Source organism: Vibrio sp. 14N.309.X.WAT.E.F5 (genome assembly GCF_030397615.1).
GTDB lineage: Bacteria > Pseudomonadota > Gammaproteobacteria > Enterobacterales > Vibrionaceae > Vibrio > Vibrio lentus.
Window position 1 is genome coordinate 224,271 of sequence record NZ_JAPNXR010000004.1, and the last position, 22,422, is coordinate 246,692.

General features: G+C 43.8%; 21 protein-coding genes and 1 pseudogene. 12 read left to right on the forward strand and 10 right to left on the reverse strand.

The features are described 5' to 3' along the window. Positions 1 to 17: 17 nt before the first annotated feature. The 6 genes from lptD (at position 18) to OW495_RS07255 (ending at position 6,776) form a co-directional block, all read left to right on the forward strand. Entirely contained in the window at positions 18 to 2,351 is a 2,334-nt protein-coding gene (gene lptD / locus OW495_RS07230; RefSeq protein ID WP_102513549.1) for an LPS assembly protein LptD, read from the forward strand. A gap of 43 nt (positions 2,352 to 2,394) precedes the next feature. Then, positions 2,395 to 3,690 (forward strand): peptidylprolyl isomerase SurA, encoded by a 1,296-nt coding sequence (gene surA / locus OW495_RS07235; protein ID WP_102513550.1) that lies wholly within the window; start codon positions 2,395 to 2,397, stop codon positions 3,688 to 3,690. Then, positions 3,680 to 4,669: a 4-hydroxythreonine-4-phosphate dehydrogenase PdxA gene (gene pdxA, locus OW495_RS07240; protein WP_102513551.1), complete on the forward strand. Its 990-nt coding sequence runs from the start codon at positions 3,680 to 3,682 to the stop codon at positions 4,667 to 4,669. Before surA ends, pdxA begins: the two co-directional genes overlap by 11 nt. After that, positions 4,666 to 5,481, forward strand: a complete 816-nt coding sequence (rsmA, locus tag OW495_RS07245) for a 16S rRNA (adenine(1518)-N(6)/adenine(1519)-N(6))-dimethyltransferase RsmA (protein ID WP_009847826.1) — start codon at positions 4,666 to 4,668, stop codon at positions 5,479 to 5,481. Before pdxA ends, rsmA begins: the two co-directional genes overlap by 4 nt. 81 nt (positions 5,482 to 5,562) lie before the next feature. Then, positions 5,563 to 5,943 carry a Co2+/Mg2+ efflux protein ApaG gene (gene apaG / locus OW495_RS07250; protein WP_009847827.1) on the forward strand — a complete coding sequence of 127 codons (381 nt, stop codon included), beginning with the start codon at positions 5,563 to 5,565 and terminating at the stop codon, positions 5,941 to 5,943. Between the two features lie 29 nt (positions 5,944 to 5,972). Further along, positions 5,973 to 6,776, forward strand: coding sequence for a symmetrical bis(5'-nucleosyl)-tetraphosphatase (locus OW495_RS07255; protein WP_102513552.1), 804 nt, complete (start codon positions 5,973 to 5,975; stop codon positions 6,774 to 6,776). A gap of 63 nt (positions 6,777 to 6,839) precedes the next feature. Here OW495_RS07255 and folA read toward each other — a convergent pair whose 3' ends face one another. From folA to rplU, 6 genes are all read right to left on the reverse strand, one after another. Beyond that, positions 6,840 to 7,319, reverse strand: a complete 480-nt coding sequence (gene folA, locus OW495_RS07260) for a type 3 dihydrofolate reductase (RefSeq protein ID WP_099167444.1) — start codon at positions 7,317 to 7,319, stop codon at positions 6,840 to 6,842. A gap of 40 nt (positions 7,320 to 7,359) precedes the next feature. Then, positions 7,360 to 7,833: a threonine/serine exporter family protein gene (locus OW495_RS07265; protein WP_065113131.1), complete on the reverse strand. Its 474-nt coding sequence runs from the start codon at positions 7,831 to 7,833 to the stop codon at positions 7,360 to 7,362. Continuing rightward, the gene (locus OW495_RS07270; protein ID WP_017109334.1) at positions 7,833 to 8,600 is read right to left on the reverse strand and encodes a threonine/serine exporter ThrE family protein; all 768 of its coding nucleotides are present in this window, start codon (positions 8,598 to 8,600) and stop codon (positions 7,833 to 7,835) included. The genes OW495_RS07265 and OW495_RS07270 overlap by 1 nt, the downstream gene beginning before the upstream one ends. Positions 8,601 to 8,928: 328 nt before the next feature. After that, positions 8,929 to 10,101: an Obg family GTPase CgtA gene (gene cgtA / locus OW495_RS07275; protein ID WP_009847831.1), complete on the reverse strand. Its 1,173-nt coding sequence runs from the start codon at positions 10,099 to 10,101 to the stop codon at positions 8,929 to 8,931. 323 nt (positions 10,102 to 10,424) lie between these two features. Then, positions 10,425 to 10,682 carry a 50S ribosomal protein L27 gene (gene rpmA / locus OW495_RS07280; protein WP_004735905.1) on the reverse strand — a complete coding sequence of 86 codons (258 nt, stop codon included), beginning with the start codon at positions 10,680 to 10,682 and terminating at the stop codon, positions 10,425 to 10,427. Between the two features lie 19 nt (positions 10,683 to 10,701). After that, a complete protein-coding gene (rplU, locus tag OW495_RS07285) occupies positions 10,702 to 11,013 on the reverse strand; it encodes a 50S ribosomal protein L21 (protein ID WP_004740823.1) in 312 nt (103 codons plus the stop codon). A 268-nt stretch (positions 11,014 to 11,281) separates the two neighbouring features. On the opposite strand from rplU, the gene ispB reads away from it, so the two are divergent. Further along, the gene (ispB, locus tag OW495_RS07290) at positions 11,282 to 12,253 is read left to right on the forward strand and encodes an octaprenyl diphosphate synthase (RefSeq protein WP_102513553.1); all 972 of its coding nucleotides are present in this window, start codon (positions 11,282 to 11,284) and stop codon (positions 12,251 to 12,253) included. 81 nt (positions 12,254 to 12,334) lie between these two features. Here ispB and OW495_RS07295 read toward each other — a convergent pair whose 3' ends face one another. Together OW495_RS07295 and mdh are read right to left on the reverse strand one after the other, a co-directional pair. Continuing rightward, positions 12,335 to 12,526 (reverse strand): hypothetical protein, encoded by a 192-nt coding sequence (locus OW495_RS07295; RefSeq protein WP_009847833.1) that lies wholly within the window; start codon positions 12,524 to 12,526, stop codon positions 12,335 to 12,337. Positions 12,527 to 12,655: 129 nt separating this feature from the next. Continuing rightward, on the reverse strand, positions 12,656 to 13,591 hold the full coding sequence (gene mdh / locus OW495_RS07300; RefSeq protein ID WP_010434414.1) for a malate dehydrogenase: 936 nt from the start codon (positions 13,589 to 13,591) through the stop codon (positions 12,656 to 12,658). A gap of 332 nt (positions 13,592 to 13,923) precedes the next feature. Between mdh and argR the strand changes: the two genes are divergently transcribed. The 4 genes from argR to OW495_RS07320 all read left to right on the forward strand — a co-directional run bounded on the left by argR (position 13,924) and on the right by OW495_RS07320 (position 19,082). Continuing rightward, positions 13,924 to 14,394 carry a transcriptional regulator ArgR gene (gene argR, locus OW495_RS07305; RefSeq protein ID WP_004735909.1) on the forward strand — a complete coding sequence of 157 codons (471 nt, stop codon included), beginning with the start codon at positions 13,924 to 13,926 and terminating at the stop codon, positions 14,392 to 14,394. Positions 14,395 to 14,736: 342 nt separating this feature from the next. After that, the gene (locus OW495_RS07310) at positions 14,737 to 15,705 is read left to right on the forward strand and encodes a TAXI family TRAP transporter solute-binding subunit (RefSeq protein ID WP_017078819.1); all 969 of its coding nucleotides are present in this window, start codon (positions 14,737 to 14,739) and stop codon (positions 15,703 to 15,705) included. Positions 15,706 to 15,960: 255 nt separating this feature from the next. Beyond that, positions 15,961 to 18,540 (forward strand): TRAP transporter permease, encoded by a 2,580-nt coding sequence (locus tag OW495_RS07315; protein WP_017109337.1) that lies wholly within the window; start codon positions 15,961 to 15,963, stop codon positions 18,538 to 18,540. 104 nt (positions 18,541 to 18,644) lie between these two features. Beyond that, positions 18,645 to 19,082 (forward strand): universal stress protein, encoded by a 438-nt coding sequence (locus tag OW495_RS07320; RefSeq protein ID WP_029223337.1) that lies wholly within the window; start codon positions 18,645 to 18,647, stop codon positions 19,080 to 19,082. Between the two features lie 109 nt (positions 19,083 to 19,191). Here OW495_RS07320 and OW495_RS07325 read toward each other — a convergent pair. Then, positions 19,192 to 20,153, reverse strand: a pseudogene (locus OW495_RS07325) (D-2-hydroxyacid dehydrogenase). 34 nt (positions 20,154 to 20,187) lie between these two features. Further along, positions 20,188 to 20,922: a bifunctional tRNA pseudouridine(32) synthase/23S rRNA pseudouridine(746) synthase RluA gene (gene rluA / locus OW495_RS07330; protein ID WP_102513555.1), complete on the reverse strand. Its 735-nt coding sequence runs from the start codon at positions 20,920 to 20,922 to the stop codon at positions 20,188 to 20,190. 158 nt (positions 20,923 to 21,080) lie between these two features. Here rluA and OW495_RS07335 point away from each other — a divergent pair, with 158 nt between their 5' ends. Continuing rightward, a complete protein-coding gene (locus tag OW495_RS07335) occupies positions 21,081 to 22,352 on the forward strand; it encodes a divalent metal cation transporter (protein ID WP_102327024.1) in 1,272 nt (423 codons plus the stop codon). Positions 22,353 to 22,422 lie beyond the last annotated feature (70 nt).

The following is a 22,422-nucleotide window of genomic DNA, read 5'->3' on the forward strand; positions in this document are numbered from 1 at the left end:
CAGGATAGTTCAACTTCATGCAATCTTTTTCCCGCACCTTGTTAGCCGCGTCTATAAGTACGGCATTATACGTGTCGACAACTCAAGCTGAAACAATCACCGATAGTAGTGTGCAGGAAATGCCCTCTATAGATCAATGCTTGATCGAACCCGCTGCCGAAAACGAGACACAACTGCCCGCTCATGTGGAATCAGATCGCTTAGAGGCTATCAATGGTGACAAGGCAATATATTCAGGTGATGTAAGAGTTACGCAAGGAAATAAAACCATCCTTGCTGATAATGTAACGCTTCACCAACAAGAAAACATCGTTGTAGCTGAAGGCAACGTGAACTTTAGTGATGGTCAAATCAAGTCTATATCAGACAAGGCGACCAATAACCTCACTACCGATGAAATGACGCTAGAAAATACCGACTACGAATTTCTTTGCGAGCCAGGTCGAGGTAATGCGGTATATATTGCGAAAACAGGCAAGGCGGTTTATGAGATCGAAGATGGCTCGATTACCTCTTGTCCTATTGGTGATAACGCTTGGCGTCTAAGAGCATCGAGCATCAGCGTCGACCAAGACGAAGAACAAGCCACCTTTTATAATCCACGCTTTGAAATTCAAAGTGTCCCAGTATTTTACTTACCGTACTTAACTGTACCTGTCGGCGACACACGTAAAACTGGTTTCTTGTATCCAACCGTCTCTTACGGTTCAAGTGATGGTTTTGAAGCAGAAGTTCCCGTTTACTGGAACTTAGCGCCAAACTACGATTTGGAAACTACTTTCAAGTACATGCAAGAACGTGGCACTCAGCTCAACAGTAAGTTCAGGTATTTGAGTGATTTCGGCTCTGGCAGCATTGAGTCTGAATACTTACCTGACGACCAAAAATACTCAGAAAAAGGCGACCGTTGGGGGGCTCAACTACAGCACTCTGGCATATTCCAGCAATCTTGGTTGTTTGAAGTCGACTACTCAAAAGTCAGTGATATTGATTACTTTACCGACTTAAGTTCTGGTATTGGTAACCGTGAAGATGGACAACTGCTTCAGGAAGGACAAGCGACCTACCGTTCACAAAACTGGGATGCCTCAGTATTGGTACGAGACTTTCAGGTTCTTACCACAAGCAACAACCTGCCTTACCGCTTAATGCCACAGCTAGAGTATAACTACTATGCTCCGGAGGTCATGGATTACCTAGATTTCGACCTCATCAGTCATATATCGATGTTCGATACCGACGCTTCTGGTAAACCATCAGCGACGCGTATGCACGTCGAACCTGGCATTACAATTCCAGTTGGAAACACTTGGGGTACTTGGACAACAGAAGCTCGATTACTTGGTACTTATTATCAGCAAGATCTTGATGGCGTTGATACAGGTAGTGGATCTGACTATGAAGGACTAGAAGAATCAGTAAGCCGTGTGATACCTGAATTTAGAAGCCACGCCGGTATCGTTTTGGAGAGAGATACCACTATTGTAGGTAACTATACACAGACGTTAGAGCCTCAAGTGCAGTACCTTTACGTACCCGAAGAGGATCAAAGCGAAATTGGCCTTTACGATACAACACTACTACAGACTGATTACTATGGCTTATTCAGAAGTCGCAAATACAGTGGCGTAGATCGAATTGCTGCGGCAAACCAAGTCAGCTACGGTGCATCATCTCGCTTCTTTGATGATGAATATAAAGAGCGTCTGAATATATCATTTGGTCAAATATTCTATTTTGATAAAGATACAAAGCAAACCCTAAACAGTGAAGGATCTGATGATAAAACTAATTATTCTTCTTGGGCTATTGAAATGGACTTCAACTACGATGACTATCTTTTCTACCATGGTGGCGTGCAATACGATATTGACTCATCTTCGATGCAACTGGCCAATAGCACACTTGAATACCGCTTTGCGGGTGGTTACATCCAAACTAACTATCGCTACGTTACAGAAGAATACATAAATGAAACTGTAGATTTTGACGTATCATCAATAACTAGAGATGGTATATCGCAAGCCGGTTTGCTTGGTGCTTACCAAATTTCACCGAAATGGAGCACAAGTGCTCAATATTTCTATGACTTAACCACACAAGAAGATCTAGAGTGGTTAACTCGTCTGAACTATAAATCAGATTGTTGGTACATCGGCTTTACCTATAGTAACCGTTTGACCAATAACATTAGTAATCCAAATACTACACCTGAATATGAAAATAACTTCAGTGTGAACTTCGGTATTGTTGGCTTTGGTACTAATTTAGGCTCCGATTCAGGCGCTATTGGGGAGAGCGGCTCTGACAACTCTCTAAGCTATGGTCGCCCATTCTTCTTAAACAACTAATTTTCTTTATTGATAAAACATCAGTAAATTTAAAGGATTACACATGACATTGTGGAAACGCACATTAATTGCTATCGCAGCGACTTGTACTTTATCAACAAGCTTTGCAGCGCCGGTCGAGCTAGACAGCGTAAAAGTTATCGTTAACGAGGGCGTTATCTTACAAAGTGACATCGACGCTTCAATGAAAACACTGCGTGCAAACGCTAAGAAAAGCGGTCAAACATTACCGTCACAAGATGTATTGAATGAGCAAGTTCTAGAAAAGCTGATCATCGATACAATTCAAACTCAAGAAGCAGAACGTATCGGTGTTCGTATTGATGATGCTCGACTTGATCAAGCAATCGAAGACATTGCGAAAGATAACAACCAGACAGTCGCTCAGCTTACAGCCTCCGTTGCTGAAGAAGGCCTGAGCTACAACGCATTTCGTGAGCAAGTAAGAAAAGAGATTGCAGCAAGTGAAGCTCGTAATGCCTTGGTTCGCCGTCGTATTAATATCCTTCCTGCAGAAGTAGACAACCTAGCGGACATCTTAGCGCAAGAAACCAATGCGACGGTTCAATACAAAATTGGCCACATTCAACTTCGATTCAATGATGACCAAACCAAAGAAGAGCTGGAAGCACAAGCGACAGATTTAGTGGAAGAACTCAACAACGGCAAAGACTTCAGCACCATGGCTTACACTTACTCTAAAGGCCCTAAAGCACTGCAAGGTGGTGATTGGGGTTGGATGCGTAAAGAAGAGATGCCTACGATTTTTGCAGATCAAATAAAAATGCAAAACAAAGGTAGCATCATCGGTCCTTTCCGAAGTGGTGTTGGCTTCCATATTCTAAAAATTGAAGACGTAAAAGGTTTGGAAACCGTTGCAGTTACCGAAGTAAATGCACGTCATATTTTGATTAAACCAACGGTTATCCTGAGTGATGATGGTGCGAAAGAGCAGCTTGAAGAAATCACTCGTCGCGTAAACGCAGGTGAAGCAAGCTTTGGTGAACTTGCGCAGCAATACAGCCAAGATCCAGGTTCAGCAGTTCAAGACGGCGAGTTAGGCTACCAAACTCCTGATTTATACGTACCTGAATTCAAGCATCAAGTGGAAACACTACCTGAAGGTAAAATCAGCGCACCATTCAAAACGGTTCATGGCTGGCACATTGTTGAAGTGCTTGATCGCAGAGAAGTAGACCGAACCGATTCAGCTTTAAAGAATAAAGCATACCAAATTCTATTTAACCGTAAGTTCAACGAAGAAGCTGGCGCTTGGCTGCAAGAAGTAAGAGCGAGTGCTTTTGTTGAAATGGTTGAGGACGACCAAGATGACAACTAAACGCCTTGTCATTACGGCAGGTGAACCAGCGGGAATTGGGCCAGATCTAACTCTGGCTCTATCTCAAGAAAGCTGGCCACATCAGCTCGTCGTTTGTGCGGACAAAACCCTACTAGCAGAGCGAGCTGAAATGTTAGGGATTAAGGTTGAGCTGTTGGACTACGACTCAACAGCGCCTAAGCAACCTCAACGCTCTGGAACACTGGTTGTGAAACATGTTCCACTCGCTGAAGTCGCCGTCGCGGGTCAACTTAATGAAGCGAACGGCCACTACGTATTAAATACATTAGAAACCGCAGCAATTGGCTGTATGAATGATGAATTTGATGCTATTGTCACCGGCCCTGTTCACAAGGGTGTAATTAACCGAGCTGGCGTTGCTTTTAGTGGCCATACCGAGTTCTTTGCAGAGAAGTCCAATACTCCACTTGTCGTGATGATGTTGGCAACAGAAGGGCTGCGTGTTGCTCTAGTAACAACGCACATCCCGCTAGCTTATGTATCTCAAGCAGTGACCGAAGACAGATTAGAGCAAATCATTGCTATTCTGCATAAAGATTTGGTCGAAAAGTTTGCTATAGAGAAACCAACTATTTACGTGTGTGGATTGAACCCACATGCGGGTGAAGATGGTTGTTTGGGTCGTGAAGAGATAGAAACTATCACCCCTACGCTAGGAAAAATTCGCCAGAAAGATGGTATTAATTTAGTTGGCCCATTACCAGCAGACACCATCTTTAATGAAAAATATTTGCAAGATGCAGATGCTGTTTTAGGTATGTATCACGACCAAGTACTCCCGGTATTGAAATACAAAGGGTTTGGTCGCTCAGTGAACATCACGCTTGGCTTACCGTTTATTCGCACATCAGTCGATCACGGTACCGCCTTAGACTTGGCAGGGAAAGGCCAAGCCGATACAGGGAGCTTTAGAACAGCGCTCACGCACGCCATTGAATTAGTAGAGAAAAAGCAATGAGAAATGATGTCCACTTAGGGCACAAAGCGCGTAAACGTTTTGGTCAAAACTTCCTTAACGATCCATACATTATTGATGGAATCGTATCGAGTATTAACCCACTACCAGGCCAGAACTTAGTCGAAATCGGCCCTGGTCTTGGTGCGATTACTGAGCCTGTTGGTAAGCTTGTCGACAAGTTCACAGTGATTGAACTGGATAGAGATCTTGCTGAACGTCTGCGTAATCACCCTGATCTTGCTGAAAAGTTAACGATCTATGAAGGCGATGCAATGAAGTTCGATTTCGAACAACTTGTTAAGCCAAACAACAAGCTACGTATCTTCGGTAACTTGCCATACAACATCTCTACACCATTGATGTTCCACCTTTTTGAGTTTCATAAAGACGTGCAAGACATGCACTTTATGCTTCAAAAAGAAGTTGTTAACCGATTGGCAGCGGGTCCTGGTACTAAAGCTTACGGTCGTCTAACGGTTATGGCTCAATATTACTGTAAAGTCACTCCTGTACTAGAAGTGCCACCAACAGCATTTGTTCCGCCACCGAAAGTAGACTCTGCAGTCGTTCGCCTTCAGCCTTATGAAGTACTGCCTTACCCGGCAAAAGATCTTAAGTGGTTAGATCGCGTATGTCGCGAAGGCTTTAACCAGCGTCGTAAAACAGTACGTAACTGCTACAAGAGCCTAATCGACAAGGAAGTACTTGAAGAGCTAGGTGTAAACCCGGGCATGCGCCCTGAGAACCTGACGCTCGAACAGTTTGTCGATATGGCGAACTGGTTGCACGACAGTCACAACGCTGACAAATAATCGAAAAAGGCTCCTACACTTCGGTGAGGAGCCTATTTTTTATGTAATACTTAAAGCATACCAACAACAAAAGGTGCGAATATGGATATATCTACGCCTTGTATCAAATGCCAAGTTCATTCTAAATATATTGAAGAACAATCTGAGCCATCTAAGAATCGCTACGTTTTCGCTTACATCATTACCATCAAAAATCTAAGTAAAACAACGGTACAACTTATGTCTCGCCGCTGGCTGATTACCGATTCCAACGGTAAACAACTCACCATAGAAGGTGATGGCGTGGTTGGACAGCAACCTGTGATTGAAGCCAATGACGAATACACATACACCAGTGGCACCGTCATCGAAACCCCAGTGGGAGTCATGCAAGGACACTATGTAATGACCGATCATAAAGGCATTGATTTCATAACAGAAGTCGACCCATTTAGATTGGCTATCCCCAATATTCTTAACTAGTACACATCTACCACTTACAGGAAAATGCTGTGTCGAATTATATTGTCGGAGACATCCAAGGATGCTTCGACGAACTTCAGTTACTGCTTGAAACCATCAACTTTGATAAACAACAAGATACGTTATGGGTCGCCGGAGACTTAGTTGCTCGTGGCCCTAAATCCTTAGAGACGTTACGTTTTGTTCGTAGCCTTGGCAGTTCAGCGAAGGTGGTATTGGGTAACCATGATTTACATCTACTTGCGGTCTCCTTAGGCCTCTTTTCAGCCAAACCAAAAGACAAGACTCAACCCATTCTCGATGCTGAAGACCGTGACCAATTGCTGGAATGGTTAAGACAACAACCCTTGATGCTAGAGCACCCAGAGTTTGTCATGACACATGCAGGCATCTCACCTCAATGGGACTTGGAACAAGCACGTACAGAGAATCGAGAGATAACGTCATTACTGAAGTCGGACCGTTGGCAGTGGCTTATCGAGAACATGTACAGCAACACGCCAGACCTCTGGAGTGAAGAGTTGCAAGACATAGAGCGCTATCGCTATGCGATCAACAGTTTCACTCGAATGCGCTTTTGCTCTCCCGATGGCCGACTCGACATGGCGTGCAAACTGCCGCCCAATGAAATTACGGATGAACCTTTGATACCTTGGTTTGATCTTTCACAACGTATTACGCTTGATAAAACCGTGCTCTTTGGACACTGGGCAGCCTTAGAAGGCTATTCCGGAAAAGATGTGATTGGCTTAGATACGGGATGTGTTTGGGGAGGAGAATTGACGATAGTTCGCTGGGAAGATAAAAAGTTTTTCACTCAAGATGCGTTATAAAAACACGAGATACGAGAAGCTTGCGTTACTGTTACAGTAACGCAAACATTTTAATTTCAGAACTTAACGCTCGAGAATCACAAACTCCATGTTGTGTTTATTCTTCTCATCGGCTTGATAAGTTTCACTAAAGCTCTGCTTCCAACCTTCTCCCCAACTAGGGAACTGTGTATCGCCATCAACTTCGAGGTCGATATAAGTCAGGTATAGCTTGTTCGCTTTAGGTAAGCAGCTTTCATAGATAGAACCGCCACCGATGATCATCACTTCATCAACATCACTTACCAGCTCTAGTGCTTTTTCAATCGAAGTTACCGTCGTTACGCCTTCGATTTCTAAACTCTCATCGCGGCTGATTACAACGTTCAACCTCCCCGGTAAAGGACGTCCAATTGAATCGTAAGTCTTACGTCCCATCACGACAGGTTTACCCATCGTTGAGCGTTTAAACCATGCGAAATCTGCAGGTAAATGCCATGGCATCTGATTATCTTTACCAATTACACGGTTGTTTGCCATTGCCGCTATCATACTGATGATCATAAATAGAAAGTCCTGTCCTTACCTGAAAATGAAATTGAAGTTAGACGATAGGTCTACGACGATAGAATAACAGCCCCGGCACCGCCAAGCCAATCGCTAGCCCTGCGATAATGAACATCGACTTTAAGAAGTTCTCCATCAACATGGCGAGCAACTCTGGGTTATACCCTGCTCTGTTGATTTCTACCATAGCGATCATCGCTTTGAACGCAAAGACTCCTGGAACCATCGGAATCAAAGCGGCGACGGTAAATACCTTTGGGTGCGCCAACAGTTTATGTGACCAATGAACCCCAATCATCCCGACAATAGTCGCAGCGAAGAACGTTGCCCATTCGATGGGGATGCCGAAATGCATCATTAAGTAACGGCTACCGTGGCCAATGGATCCTCCAAGAGCACAATAGATCAACGCACGTTGTGGCACGTTAAAGACCAGTGCAAAACCGACGGCAGGTATCGCCGCAAAAAACATATCATTCAAAAGGCCGAGCAATAATTCAAAGATAGTCATTAGCTTGCCCACCCCCACACGTCCGAAAGGCTCATAGCCGCAACAATGCCTAAGCTTGTTGCCAACGTTAACAAACTGGCCATGGTGAAGCGGGCTAGCCCCATATTAATATGGCCTTTAAGCATATCCGCAACAGAGTTAATTAAAGGGAAACCGGGTACAAGCATCAGCACAGAAGAAGCCATGACGATAGTGGGTTGGCCACCGATGTTATAAAGAACCGCTTGCGCTGAAATAGTTGTCGTAACAAACGCTGTGATAGCAAAGTTTAATAAGGGATTAAAATGGCGATGACCAATTTCTTGTCTGACGATCATGCCGCAAGCTGATGCGATAAAAGTCATCATGAAGACTTGCCAGTCTCCGCCCGCAAGGTGGCTAAAAGAGGCGCACGACAACCCTATCATCACAACCACTAACCAACGGTTGTAGCGCTCGGGGCTGATGTTTTGAATTTTTTTATACGCCAAATCATAATCGAGAATTCCCTTCTCCATCATGATGCAAATGCGTTGAATGTCGGTGATAACCTGCATGTTAATGCCACGATCAGCACAGCTTCGAGTAGTCGTTATGCAATGATCATCCATTACTGTTGTCACGACCAACGCATTGGCTGACAGTGCAACTTCAACCTCATTCACCCCACAAGCAATACCGATGCGGCGCATAATATCACCGACCAGTGTGCTCTCGGCGCCGTGTGCCAATAACATTTGTCCTGACTGAGCGACTAACCTTGAGATCGCTCTTTGTTCTGATGCCATGATTTCCTTCCCATAGGCGTTATACCAATCACAGTAAGTAAGTGATCAGAAATAGCGCAGAAAAAAAGCTTGAGAACAAGGCAGAGATTTTCGATAAGTAGTTATTCTACAATCAAAATCTCTAACGCAGTTATCGAGCGTTTTAACAAGCTAGGGTGACCAGTTATTTACTACGATTGGTAATAATTATCTAGAAATAAATTCTGCATTAAAATTCGACAAGACATAATGATTTAGATACAAAAAACCGCAATTTTCATTGCGGTTTAGTAAACTATCAGTGTGCTTAAGAAGAAGCGACCAAAGTATTTATAAGAAACTCTGAGGCTTAGTCACGAACATAGATAACATGACCGTCATCTTCTTCGTCATCCCAGTCATCCCAATCGTCGTCATCTTCAGTAACGACATTCTTACCGGCCATCGCATCTTTATGGTAGTCATCCCACATAAAGTTAACTTTTTCTTCTTCTTCAATTGCTTCGACTTCACGAGGTAGGTTCTCCATGAACTCACCCAGTTTAAAGCAAAGATCTTTCGTGCCGATCTTGTTTACAGCAGAGATCTTGAAGTACTCGCCTTCCCAACCTAAAGCTTCGACGATTTCTTGAATCTTTTCGTCCGCTTCTTCTTCAGGCATTAGATCAACTTTGTTGAATACTAACCAGCGAGGTTTCTGTGCCACTTTTTCGCTGTATTGCTCAAGCTCGTCAATGATCGTCAGTGCATTCTGAATAGGATCAGAACCATCAATCGGCAAAATATCGATCATATGCAGAAGAACACGACAACGCTCAAGGTGTTTCAAGAAACGAATACCCAGACCAGCGCCATCTGCAGCACCTTCGATTAGACCAGGGATATCAGCAACAACGAAGCTCTTTTCAGGGACAACACTAACAACACCTAAGCTAGGGATTAGCGTGGTGAACGGGTAATCAGCAACTTTCGGTTTCGCAGCAGATACTGAGCGAATAAAAGTAGATTTACCAGCGTTTGGCAAGCCAAGCATACCAACATCCGCTAATAGAAGAAGCTCTAAACGCAGTTCGCGAACTTCACCTTTAGTACCCATTGTCTTTTGACGAGGAGCACGGTTAACCGACGACTTAAAACGCGTGTTACCAAGACCGTGCCAACCACCTTTACCAACCATGACTTTCTTGCCATGTTCAGCAACTTCAGCAACGATTTCATTAGTGTGGATATCAACAGCGCGAGTACCTACAGGTACTTTCATGGTCATATCTTTACCACGTTTACCAGTACAGTTACCACCGCGGCCATTTTCGCCACGCTCTGCATTGTAAAAACGTTGGAAACGGTAATCGATCAGTGTGTTTAAGTTTTCATCCGCTTGAATGTAAACATCACCACCATCACCGCCATCACCGCCGTCAGGACCACCTTTAGCGACGAATTTTTCGCGCCAAAAGCTTACTGTACCATTACCGCCATCACCGGCTTCTATTTTTACTGATGCTTCATCAACGAATTTCATTTTTTAACTCCGCACTTACGTTGCGTTACCACTCATCAAGGAGTGATATAAATTCTAGCAGATCCGTGTTTAGATCGATCACCTAAGATCTAGATCGATCTGCAACCAAGGAACAAATAAGGAGAGGTTCTTTGCTTTCTGTTTCTTAAAAAACAAACGGCTTCTTGAAACTAAACGGTTTCTCAAACACCAAACTGCTTCTCAAAACTAAAGCCAGAGCGTCTACTTTTTTATTCTCGCTATAAATAAAAAACCCTGCCGAATCGGCAGGGCTTTTGAATTCAGCTTGAAAGCTAGTATAAATAATCTAATAAAAGATTAAATTACTCAGCTTCGATGCTTACAAACTTACGGTTTTTAGGACCTTTTACTGCAAATTTCACTTTACCTTCAGTAAGAGCGAAAAGAGTATGGTCTTTACCGATGCCAACGTTTGTGCCAGCGTGGAACTTAGTACCACGTTGACGAACGATGATGTTACCTGCAAGAACAGATTCACCACCAAAACGCTTAACACCAAGACGTTTGCTTTCTGAATCGCGGCCGTTATTAGTAGAACCGCCAGCTTTTTTATGTGCCATTGTTAAACTCTCCTAATACTTAAGCGTTAATGCCAGTGATTTTCACTTCTGTGAACCACTGACGGTGACCAGCTTGCTTACGCGAGTGCTTACGACGACGGAACTTAACGATTTTTACTTTATCGCCACGACCGTGTTGTACTACTTCTGCAGTAACCTTGCCACCTTCAACAAGAGGTGCACCAACAGCGATTTCTTCGCCGTTAGCAACAAGAAGAACTTTATCAAATTCTACAGTTGCACCAGTTTCAACGTCTAATTTCTCTAAACGAAGTGTTTGACCTTCGCTTACTCGGTGTTGTTTGCCACCAGATTGGAAAACAGCGTACATATTTTACTCCGCTTTTTCCGCACAGCCTATGGTTGTTAATTCTACAACTCGGGTGTGCGCTAAACTAATCAATAGGGCGCAGATTCTACGGGAATCATGCCGCTATGACAAGCCATATTTTTAAAATATTGGCGAAAACATGTTCGCCAAAGAAAAGTGCGGCAATGATGCCTTTAAGTGATGTATTAATCAACGTTTTTTAGTGTATTATTCAACAATTAAATACAACGTATAAGCCTTACAGGGTCTAACTTCAGCCGGATGAACAATGGATTTTAAAGCTATCCAAACGCTTACTGCCAATGATATGGCAAAAGTGAATGAAACAATTCAAGCCCAACTTAATTCTGACGTAAGTTTAATCAACCAGCTTGGTTTTTATATCGTTAGCGGTGGTGGCAAACGCCTACGCCCTTTGCTTGCTCTTTTATCAGCTCGCGCACTTGGTTACCAAGGAGAGGCTCATATAACCTCAGCCGCGTTTATTGAGTTTATCCACACAGCAACACTGCTTCATGACGATGTTGTCGACGAATCAGACATGCGACGTGGTAAAGCGACAGCGAATGCTGCTTTTGGTAATGCAGCCAGCGTTTTGGTTGGTGATTTTATTTACACCCGCTCATTCCAGATGATGACGACGCTAGGATCTTTAAGGATCCTTGAGCTAATGAGCGAATCAGTAAACGTGATTGCCGAGGGTGAAGTTCAACAATTGATGAACTGTAATAACCCAGACACCACAGAAGAAAGCTACATGCAGGTGATCTATTCAAAGACCGCTCGTTTGTTTGAAGCCGCAACCCAAATCGGCGCGATTCTTACAGAGTCTTCTCCTGAAATCGAAACAGCAATGCAAAACTACGGTAAGTACCTAGGCACTGCATTCCAGCTTATTGATGATGTAATGGACTACACCGCTGATGGTAAAGAGATGGGTAAAAATGTTGGTGATGACCTAGCAGAAGGCAAACCGACGTTACCGTTGCTTTACGCAATGCGTAATGGCTCACCAGACCAAGCGAGCATGATTCGTGAAGCGATTGAAAAAGCCAATGGTATGGAACGTCTCGACGACATTATGTCTGTAATGAAAGAGACAGGCTCGTTAGAATACACGACCAATAAAGCCTATGAAGAAGCTGATAAAGCCATTGCTGAGCTTTCTGTTCTTCCTGATTCCGAATATAAGCAGGCTTTAACTACGCTAGCTCACCTTGCAGTAAAACGTAGTAAGTAAATAGAAGCTAAGTAGACAGCTAAATAATAAAAAAGAGCCGCTTGGCTCTTTTTTTGATCCTGCTTGATATGACTCTGGCTTTCAATAACGACTCGATTCTAATGACAAAGGTAATTGCGCTTCGATCTCTTCAAGTTCTTCCAATGGAACCGCATATTGCTTATGACTATTATAAGACTCAAACAAAGCGAACTGCTCTTGCTCATCGATAACCAATATCTTGCCCAGGCGACCTAGATAGTTAACATTCATTCCTTTTTGTACTCTAGTCATCATTCAATACCCTAATTCTTCGTGGTTAGAAAAAGATTACGAGCGAGTTGAATGCAAGGATCAAAAAAGCCGATCATCATGATCGGCTTTCGTTAACTGTCTGTTTAGCAGAGTTCAGTTATCTATCGCTTATTTAGCGAATTCAACACCAATTTCAATATCGCCGTTTAGCGTTTCTAGCATGCTGTCTAGTGCATTGCGTTCGAAGTCGCTCAGTTCACCGTAGCTAAGAATCGCTTCTGCGCCCTCTTTGCCAAGTTTAACTGGTTGTGCGAAGAATGGTGCGTGCTCGCCTTCACCTTCAACGTATGCACATTCAATCACATTCTCTTCGCCTTGAAGTGCTTTCACTAGAGCAAGACCAAAGCGACAAGCCGCTTGACCCATAGATAGAGTAGCACTACCGCCACCCGCTTTAGCTTCTACTACTTCTGTACCCGCGTTTTGAATGCGAGTTGTTAGCGCTGCGATTTCTTCGTCAGTAAACTCAACACCTTCAACTTGAGAAAGAAGAGGAAGAATCGTTACGCCAGAGTGACCACCGATAACAGGAACACGAACATCACCTGGATCTTTATCTTTCAGCTCAGCAACGAACGTTTCAGAACGAATGACATCAAGAGTAGTAATACCAAATAAACGACGCTTGTCGTAAACGCCTGCTTTCTTAAGTACTTCAGCAGCGATTGGCACTGTTGTGTTTACTGGGTTAGTAATGATACCAACACAAGCAGTAGGACAAGTAACAGCAATTTTTTCAGCTAGAGACTTAACAATGCCAGCGTTCACATTGAAAAGATCCGCACGATCCATACCAGGTTTACGAGCAACACCCGCAGAAATAAGCACAACATCCGCACCTTCAAGTGCTGGAGTTGGATCTTCACCCGCGTAACCTTTGATCGAAACAGGCGTTGGGATGTGGCTAAGATCGGCAGCAACACCCGGAGTTACCGGAGCGATGTCGTAAAGAGCAAGATCTGAACCAGCAGGCAGGCGGTTCTTTAGTAGTAGGGCTAGGGCTTGACCGATGCCACCAGCGGCACCAATAACAGCTACTTTCATTGTTATTCTCCTTGAGAGATTTCTCTTATAGATTCTTTGTAGAGTAATTCTTGAGCTAAATTTAAGTTAAAAAACTATATTAATCACAAAGTGATTACAATCAATTAACGCCAGCTTTGCGACTTCGCGCAAGTCAATAAAACCGTGCCACACAGCGAGTTGGCATTATGGGGATAATCATCTGAAATAACAAAATAAGTCGTCACTAATAACACATTATTCTATTAAATTTTTACAGTGATATGACTAACAAATTACCGTGATATTTTGGCTAAGATTGAATATGTATGCGAGAATATGCAGATATCTTTATTAATGAATAAGAATGACATATGCGCAATACAGAAAAACAAGACAACTTAGTTCGTGCTTTTAAATCATTATTAAAAGAAGAACGTTTTGGTTCGCAAGGCGAGATTGTCGATGCCCTCAAACATGAAGGTTTTGAAAGCATCAACCAATCTAAAGTTTCGCGTATGTTAACTAAGTTTGGCGCTGTTCGAACGCGCAATGCAAAAATGGAGATGGTTTACTGCCTTCCAGCTGAACTTGGCGTCCCGACAGTTTCAAGCTCTTTAAGAGAGTTGGTGCTAGACATTGACCACAACAATGCATTAGTTGTGATACACACTGGCCCTGGTGCTGCGCAGCTTATTGCCCGCTTATTGGATTCATTAGGTAAGTCAGAAGGTATACTGGGCGTAGTCGCAGGCGATGACACTATCTTTATAACTCCAACCTTATCCGTGACCACTAAGCAACTGTTTGATTCAGTGTGCGAACTGTTTGAATACGCTGGATAATTGTCATAGTTTCATAACCATCACAGCTACTAATGGATCACGAACATCTATTCGCTTCGTGATCCAAATCACATCCTAAGATATCCATCCCCTCCTCTATTAAAACCCACTAAACCATTGATTTTAAAAAACTCAATAGCAAATTAAACACGAGATCTAACCATCATTTGTTAGATTTTTTAGCTATATCTTTTAACATTTGAGTAATTTTCTGCCAATTTTTGATATTATTCAGCCACTTTTTCATCACATGGATTGAAAAAGGTGCCGTTTCCAAATAGGAAACTCCAGAAACGACTACAATTGTTTCAGGGTTAATAATGAATAAAGGAAGGGAAATTCATGGCATTTACCAAACTTATTAAAGTTGGGGCTATTGCAGCTGCTGTAATGGGCGCTGGCGCAGTTAACGCTCAAGAGTTCATCACAATTGGTACTGGTTCAGTAACGGGTGTTTACTACCCAACTGGTGGTGCTATTTGTAAGCTAGTGAACAAAGGCCGCAAAGACCACAACATTCGTTGTTCTGTCGAGTCTACTGGTGGTTCAATCTACAACGTTAATACCATCCGTGCTGGTGAACTAGATTTCGGTGTTGTTCAATCGGATTGGCAATACCACGGCTACAACGGTACAAGTAAGTTCAAAGATCAGGGCGAATACAAGAAACTTCGCGCTATGTTCTCTCTACATACAGAACCGTTCAACATCATCGCTCGTACCGATGCTGGCATCAACAATGTGTCTGACCTAGCTGGTAAGCGTGTAAACATTGGGAACCCAGGTTCTGGTGACCGTGCAACGATGGGTGTTGTAATGGACGCTATGGGTTGGACTAACGATAGCTTCAAGCTTGCTTCTGAACTAAAAGGTTCTGAGCGTTCACAAGCACTTTGTGATAACAAGATTGATGCATTCATCTACATGGTTGGTCACCCGAACGGTTCAATCAAAGAAGCAACGACTTCTTGTGATGCAAAACTGGTTTCAGCAACTGGTCCACAGATCGACAAAATCGTAGCTGAAAACCCATACTACGCATACAGCACAGTTCCAGCTGGTATGTACCGTGGTACAGACGCTGACGTAAACAGCTTCGGTGTTGCTGCAACTATGGTAACAACGTCTGACGTTTCTGATGAAGTAGCATACAACGTTGCTAAAGCAGTATTTGAAAACTTCGCTACATTCAAACGCCTGCACCCAGCATTTGCGAACCTGAAGAAAGAAGACATGGTTAAAGCGGGTATCTCAATCCCTCTTCACCCTGGCGCAGTAAAATACTACAAAGAAGTAGGCCTTCTAAAGTAACTCTACTTTAAGCCTACTCTACCAATAAGGAGGCATGTCCTCCTTATTGGCTTTTCACGTTTTATAAAAATAACCCAAGTGAAAAGAGACAAACCTTTAAGTTTCTCCAATTTGGCGAACTTACCTTCGTATCAAGCCTAAGACAAAGACGAACAAAAAACGCATTTCCCTATCGATTCACTACACTAGATAGGAGATAAATAACGTCTCGTTGTTCGTAAGAAAGGCAGACCATCAATAATAAGGATAAAGTACATGACGCAGACAACATCACCGTCTCCAGATGTGCAAGAAATGGTGGCACAATCAGACACTGGTGCGCGTAGCCCTCGCGGTATCCAAGGCCGTATTTTATGGTTTGTGCCTCTATGTTGGTCATTGTTCCAACTTTGGTATGCTTCTCCGCTGCCGTTCATTTTTAACTTCGCAATTTTAAACGACACTGAAGCTCGAGCAATTCACCTTACGTTTGCCATCTTCCTAGCCTTTACCGCTTACCCAGCCATGAAAAATTCGCCTCGGGATAGAATTCCTGCGGTCGACTGGGTATTAGCGCTTGTAGGTAGTTTTTCAGCTTCGTATATCTATATTTTCTATACGGAACTTGCCGGTCGTTCAGGCGCGCCAACAACATTCGATATTGTTGCGGCTGTGTTCGGTATGATTCTACTGCTTGAAGCAACTCGACGCGCTTTGGGTCCACCTCTTATGGTTGTGGCAGCAGTATTCCTACTTTACACCTTTGGCGGTCCTCATATGCCAGACGTGATTGCCCATAAAGGTGCGAGCCTTAACAAGGCAATGTCACATCTATGGCTAACAACAGAAGGTGTATTCGGTGTTGCTCTTGGCGTATCTACGTCATTCGTATTCTTGTTTGTACTGTTTGGTGCAATGCTAGAGCGTGCAGGCGCAGGTGCTTACTTCATCAAAGTAGCATTCTCCTTGCTTGGCCACATGAAAGGCGGCCCAGCAAAAGCAGCCGTTGTTGCATCTGGCCTATCAGGTCTAGTGTCTGGTTCATCTATTGCTAACGTGGTTACTACGGGTACTTTCACAATCCCTCTAATGAAAAGAGTCGGATTCTCAGGTGAAAAAGCTGGTGCTGTAGAAGTAGCCGCTTCAACCAATGGTCAGTTAACCCCGCCAATCATGGGTGCTGCTGCATTCTTGATGGTTGAATATGTGGGTATCTCGTACGTAGAAGTGATTAAAGCGGCGCTATTGCCTGCTCTTATCTCTTACATCGCCCTGATTTACATTGTTCACTTAGAAGCATGTAAAGCTGGCATGACAGGCCTACCTCGTCGTCACACACCCACTATCGTACAAAGCCTACTGTCTTTCACTGGTACCATTCTTGGGCTATGTGTCATCAGTGCTGCGGTTTACTACGGTGTCGGTTGGACAAAAGATGTGTTTGGCGATGCAGCAACCCCAATTGTTACCGTTGCTCTATTGATCGCTTATGTAGCCTTGGTTCGAGTTTCAGCAAAATATGCGGCTGAAGGCGGTATGGACATTGATGCTGAGCTAACAGAAGTGCCAGATCCAGGCCCAACCATTAAGTCTGGTTTACATTTCCTATTGCCTATCGTGGTGCTTGTTTGGTGTCTGACTGTAGAGCGATTCTCTCCAGGTCTTTCTGCCTTCTGGGCAACGGTATTCATGATCTTCATTTTGATCACGCAGCGTCCTTTGATGACTCTGATGAACAAATCGGACGATCTTGCAGAGCAAACTAAAGCGGGTTTCGTTGACCTATTAGAAAGCTTGGTTTCAGGTGCACGTAACATGATCGGTATCGGTGTAGCAACAGCTGCAGCAGGTACGGTTGTCGGTGTGGTAACTCTGACGGGTATTGGCTTGGTAATGACGGACTTCGTTGAGTTTATCTCAGGCGGTAGCATCATTCTTATGCTGCTATTCACTGCGGTAATCAGCTTAATCCTAGGCATGGGCTTACCAACAACGGCAAACTACATCGTTGTATCAACGCTGATGGCTCCGGTAATTGTTACCTTAGGCGCTGCGCATGGCCTAATCATCCCTCTGATTGCGGTTCACTTGTTCGTGTTCTACTTCGGTATCTTAGCCGATGATACGCCTCCAGTTGGTTTGGCAGCCTTTGCGGCCGCCGCGATTGCAAAATCAGACCCGATTCGAACCGGTATTCAAGGCTTTACCTACGATATCCGAACAGCAATATTGCCATTCATGTTCATTTTCAATACTCAACTACTATTGATGGGCATTGATTCTTGGTGGCATCTATTCCTCACTATTTTCTCTTCTGTAACTGCGGTACTTATCTTTGCAGCTGCAACGCAAGGTTGGTGGTTTACCAAGAACAAATGGTGGGAAACGATCCTATTATTGGTTCTAACTTTCTCTTTCTTCCGCCCAGGCTTCTGGTGGGACATGATTTATCCAGAGAAAGTTCTTTCACCTGGAGTTGAGATCGCTCAAATCACAGAAGGTCTATCTGTGGGACAATCTCTTGAATTAAGAGTGGGTGGCGAAAACTTAGAAGGTGACTATTCTGAGAAGACGGTTCGCCTTCCATTTGAAGATTCTGCGACAACAAGTGAAGACCGCATTGCTTCAATGGGCTTAATGCTGACGAAATCTGAAGGCAAGATGATTGTCGACATGGTTGAGTTCGGTAGCCCAGCAGAAGCGGCTGGCATTGACTTTGATTGGGAAATTAAATCAGTTATCCAAGACGCGGAAAGACCAATGAAAGAGTGGGTATTCTTACCATCCCTACTGATTCTAATTGGCTTAGCGATGAACCAAAGAAGGCGTGCTCGTAAGGATGAGATTAGCGCGTAATGGATAGAGCCAAGTAGTGCTCAACTCTATTTGGCTTTATTACATGGAAAGGATAATCACAGCGCTTGGTCAATACTCAGCGCTGATAAAAAAGAGAAAAACACATGTATAAACAAATCCTTGTTCCTGTTGATCTTAACGACAAAGGCTTTTCTGACAAAGCTGTTGAATTAGCGGTCTGGCACGCAAAGCACAGTAATGCTGAAATCCACATCTTGAACGTATTGCCAGGCATTCACATGTCGATGGTTGCGTCTTACTTCCCGAAAGATGCCGCGAATCAAATGAAGCTTGATGTAAAAAATCAGCTAAAAGAGTTTGCTGACAAATACATCGACGATGAAGTGGTTTATAAGGTTCACGTTGCAGAAGGTAAAACCTACACAACGATTCTAGATTACGCAGAAAAGCTTGGGGCAGACCTGATTGTGATGCCTAGTCATAAGCGCTCGAAAATCGACAAAGTGGTATTGGGTTCAGTGGCGAGTAAAGTCGTACAGAATTCACCAATCAATGTATTGGTAGTTAAGCCGCAAGGCTAATGGCTTCTGGCTAATAGCTAAGTCGAATTGAAGAAAAACATCAAAAAAAGGTTGGCTCAAAGCCAACCTTTTTCTTTCTGAAACTTAGTCTACAACCGCTTACTATGAATTAACCGACGATATTCTGCGGCTTCCCTTCAGCAAACCTATCAATGTTATCGATCAGAATGTCTGAAAGTTTTTGAATTGAGCTATCACTGCCCACGCTACGTGTGGTGTTAATAACAGATTCGGTAAGTGACTATTCGCCAATAACGGATTCGAAATATCTGCGGGTTCTTGTGTGAACACATCCATGCCCGCACCAGCAATATCATGATTTATCAATGCTTCAACTAAGGCTTGCTCATCAACTAATCCACCGCGGCCAGCATTAATTAACACCGCACTTGGTTTCATCATTGTTAGCTCTCGCTCCGAAATCAGATTTCGGGTCGCTTCGGTGAGCGGGCAATGTAAGCTGATCGCATCTGCTTGCTGCAACACAGTCTCAAGAGGTAGATACCCTTTTCGACAAGAATCTGCCCCTTTACGCTCAGCAAAGATGACATTCATACCAATCGCCTTTGCTAATATTGCTGTCGCTTGTCCTAAGCCACCACTACCGATTAAGCCTAATGTACTGCCTGCAACATCTTGAATAGGATGAGTAAAGAAGCAGAATTGTTTGTCCTTTTGCCACTCGCCAGCCTCGATATCTTGATGATAACCAACGAGGTTTCGCTTAAGCGTAAACAGCATCGCGATAACATGTTCAGGTACCGATTGAGTCGCATAGCCTTGCACGTTTGTCACCGCTATGTTGTTACTCTTGCAGTAGCCAACATCGACATTGTTCACACCCGTTGCTGAAACAGCTATCAGCTTCAGTTGTTGTGCTTGAGCTAAATTATCAGCGTTGAGCACAACCTTATTGGTGATAACAACATCAGCGTCTTCAACTCGTTCAGACACTTGCTCCGGCGAAGTGAAATCATACTCAACCCATTGATGTTCAAAGCTGAGAGGTTTTAAATGGATTTGAGATGGGATGGTCGCTCGGTCGAGAAAGACCACTTTCAACTTCTGCATTGTACGTCCTTGAATTTATGTCAATTAAGTCATTCTAAGCTTTTAGCTTACTGTAGTCTGGAAGCTCAGGCGCAATTTCAAAGTGCTGTTCGATTTGTGGTGAAGCTTGAGGATAAAAATCACATGGCACGAAGGCTTTGAAAAGCTGGTTATTAACTGGATGATAAAAACTCAGTTCACATGCGTGCAAAGCTAGCCTATCGCTATACTCAAACGCCTCTGGCGTAGCATAAAACTCGTCGCCAACGATTGGGCTCCCTAGTTCCATGCAGTGAACACGCAACTGATGAGAGCGACCAGTAATCGGCAGCAATTTCAATAATGTCGTTTGAGGCTCTTGTTGCTCCACAATATATCGAGTCTGTGATGGTTTACCCTCGTCAAAACAGACTTTCTGCCTAGGGCGATTTGGCCAATCACAGATAAGCGGCAGATCAATCAAACCTTCAGCTTCACCTACTGAACCCCATACTCGCGCGTAATAGAGTTTGTGTGTCAGTCGATATTGGAATTGCTTCTTAAGATGGCGCTCAGCCTGCTTATGCTTAGCCAATAGCATCAAGCCCGATGTCGACATGTCCAACCGATGTACAACCTGAATCTCCGGAAAATCCACAACCAACCGACTCCACATACTGTCGTAGTGCTCTGGTAGTCTCCCCGGCACCGAAAGTAGACCTGCTGGCTTGTTCACCACAAGAATATCATCATCTTGATAAACAATATCAGTCCACGGTTCACGTGGTGGTGTGTACTGTTCTAACGCCATTAGAGCCTCTTAATTACTGGTTAATAAATAATTCACGATCGATTCGTTTATTAATAAATACAATTTCCAACATTTTCGTACATAAAAGTTGACGAAATTACGAAACATGGTATTGATAAGGTAACGGAAAACAAGAACTAAGCCTCAAAGGAAAAACGATGGAAAGTACGGCTAAAACCACCACAACACCAACCTCCGCACCACTTTCAAGCCTGATTAAGTCTCTTGGCCCAGGAATCATGATGGCCGCTGCTGCGGTCGGTGGATCTCACTTAGTCGCTTCAACGAAAGCTGGCGCTATTTATGGTTGGCAACTAGCCGCACTGATTCTTTTAGTTAACGTATTTAAGTACCCATTTTTTAGAGCCGGCATCCAATATACCCTTGGTACTGGGCAAAGCTTGGTGGAAGGATATTCTAACCTCGGTCGACCTTACCTTGTTATCTTTTCGATACTAAGTGCCATTTCCGCCGTGGTAAATACCGCGGCCTTACTGCTATTCAGTGCAAGCTTACTGAGTTACTTTATTCCTTTTGATTTAGCCACCAGCACGCTGTGCATGATCGTTTTAGCGACGTGCTTGATCATTCTATTCGCTGGCCATTATCGCGCGCTCGATACGCTGTCCAAAGCGATCATGGCGATCCTGACCATCACAACCTTGGCTGCCGTCGCCATTGCTATCGGCTCTCCAGTTGAACCTGATGCGGCTTTTGTTCCACCATCACCTTGGTCATTGGCGGCTATTGGCTTTATCGTTGTCACTATGGGTTGGATGCCTGCGCCTATCGAGATTTCAAGCATCACCTCTATGTGGCTAAAAAGCCAAAAAGAGAAGCAAGAGGTGACCGCTCAGTCTGCACTGTTCGATTTCAACGTAGGCTACATTGGTACGGCACTGCTTGCTTTGGTATTCGTTGCTTTAGGCGCACTGGTACTTCACGGAACAGGCGTTGAACTGTCTCGCTCTGGTGTTGGCTTTACCCATCAATTGGTCGGCATCTATGCTTCTACGATTGGTGAATGGTCGCGCCCACTGATCGCTCTTATCGCCTTCTTCTGTATTTTTGGCAGTACCATTACCGTTATCGATGGTTACTCACGCGTGCTTGCCGAATCACAGCGCCTGTTATTGAAAAAAGAATCGAGCCCAAGAATGCTGCAAGGCTGGATCATCATTGTCTCTATCGCTGCATTGGCGATTGTGATGTTCTTCAGCGCAGCACTGATGCCAATGCTTGATTTTGCGATGGTGCTTGCTTTTGCAACTACGCCATTCTTCGCATTGCTTAACTTCATCTTAGTAAGCAAAACTAAGCTTCCTGAAGCGCTGGCGATTGGCACTAAGCTAAAATGGTTGTCTGTGGCAGGCCTTGTTTACCTATTTGGCTTCTTAGCTCTGTTCGTTTGGTGGAAATGGTTGATGTAATCTGCTCTCCAAATTCGAACTAAACCGTTAACCACGCTCTTAACCAAACTGTTAACTAAGTTATAGATAC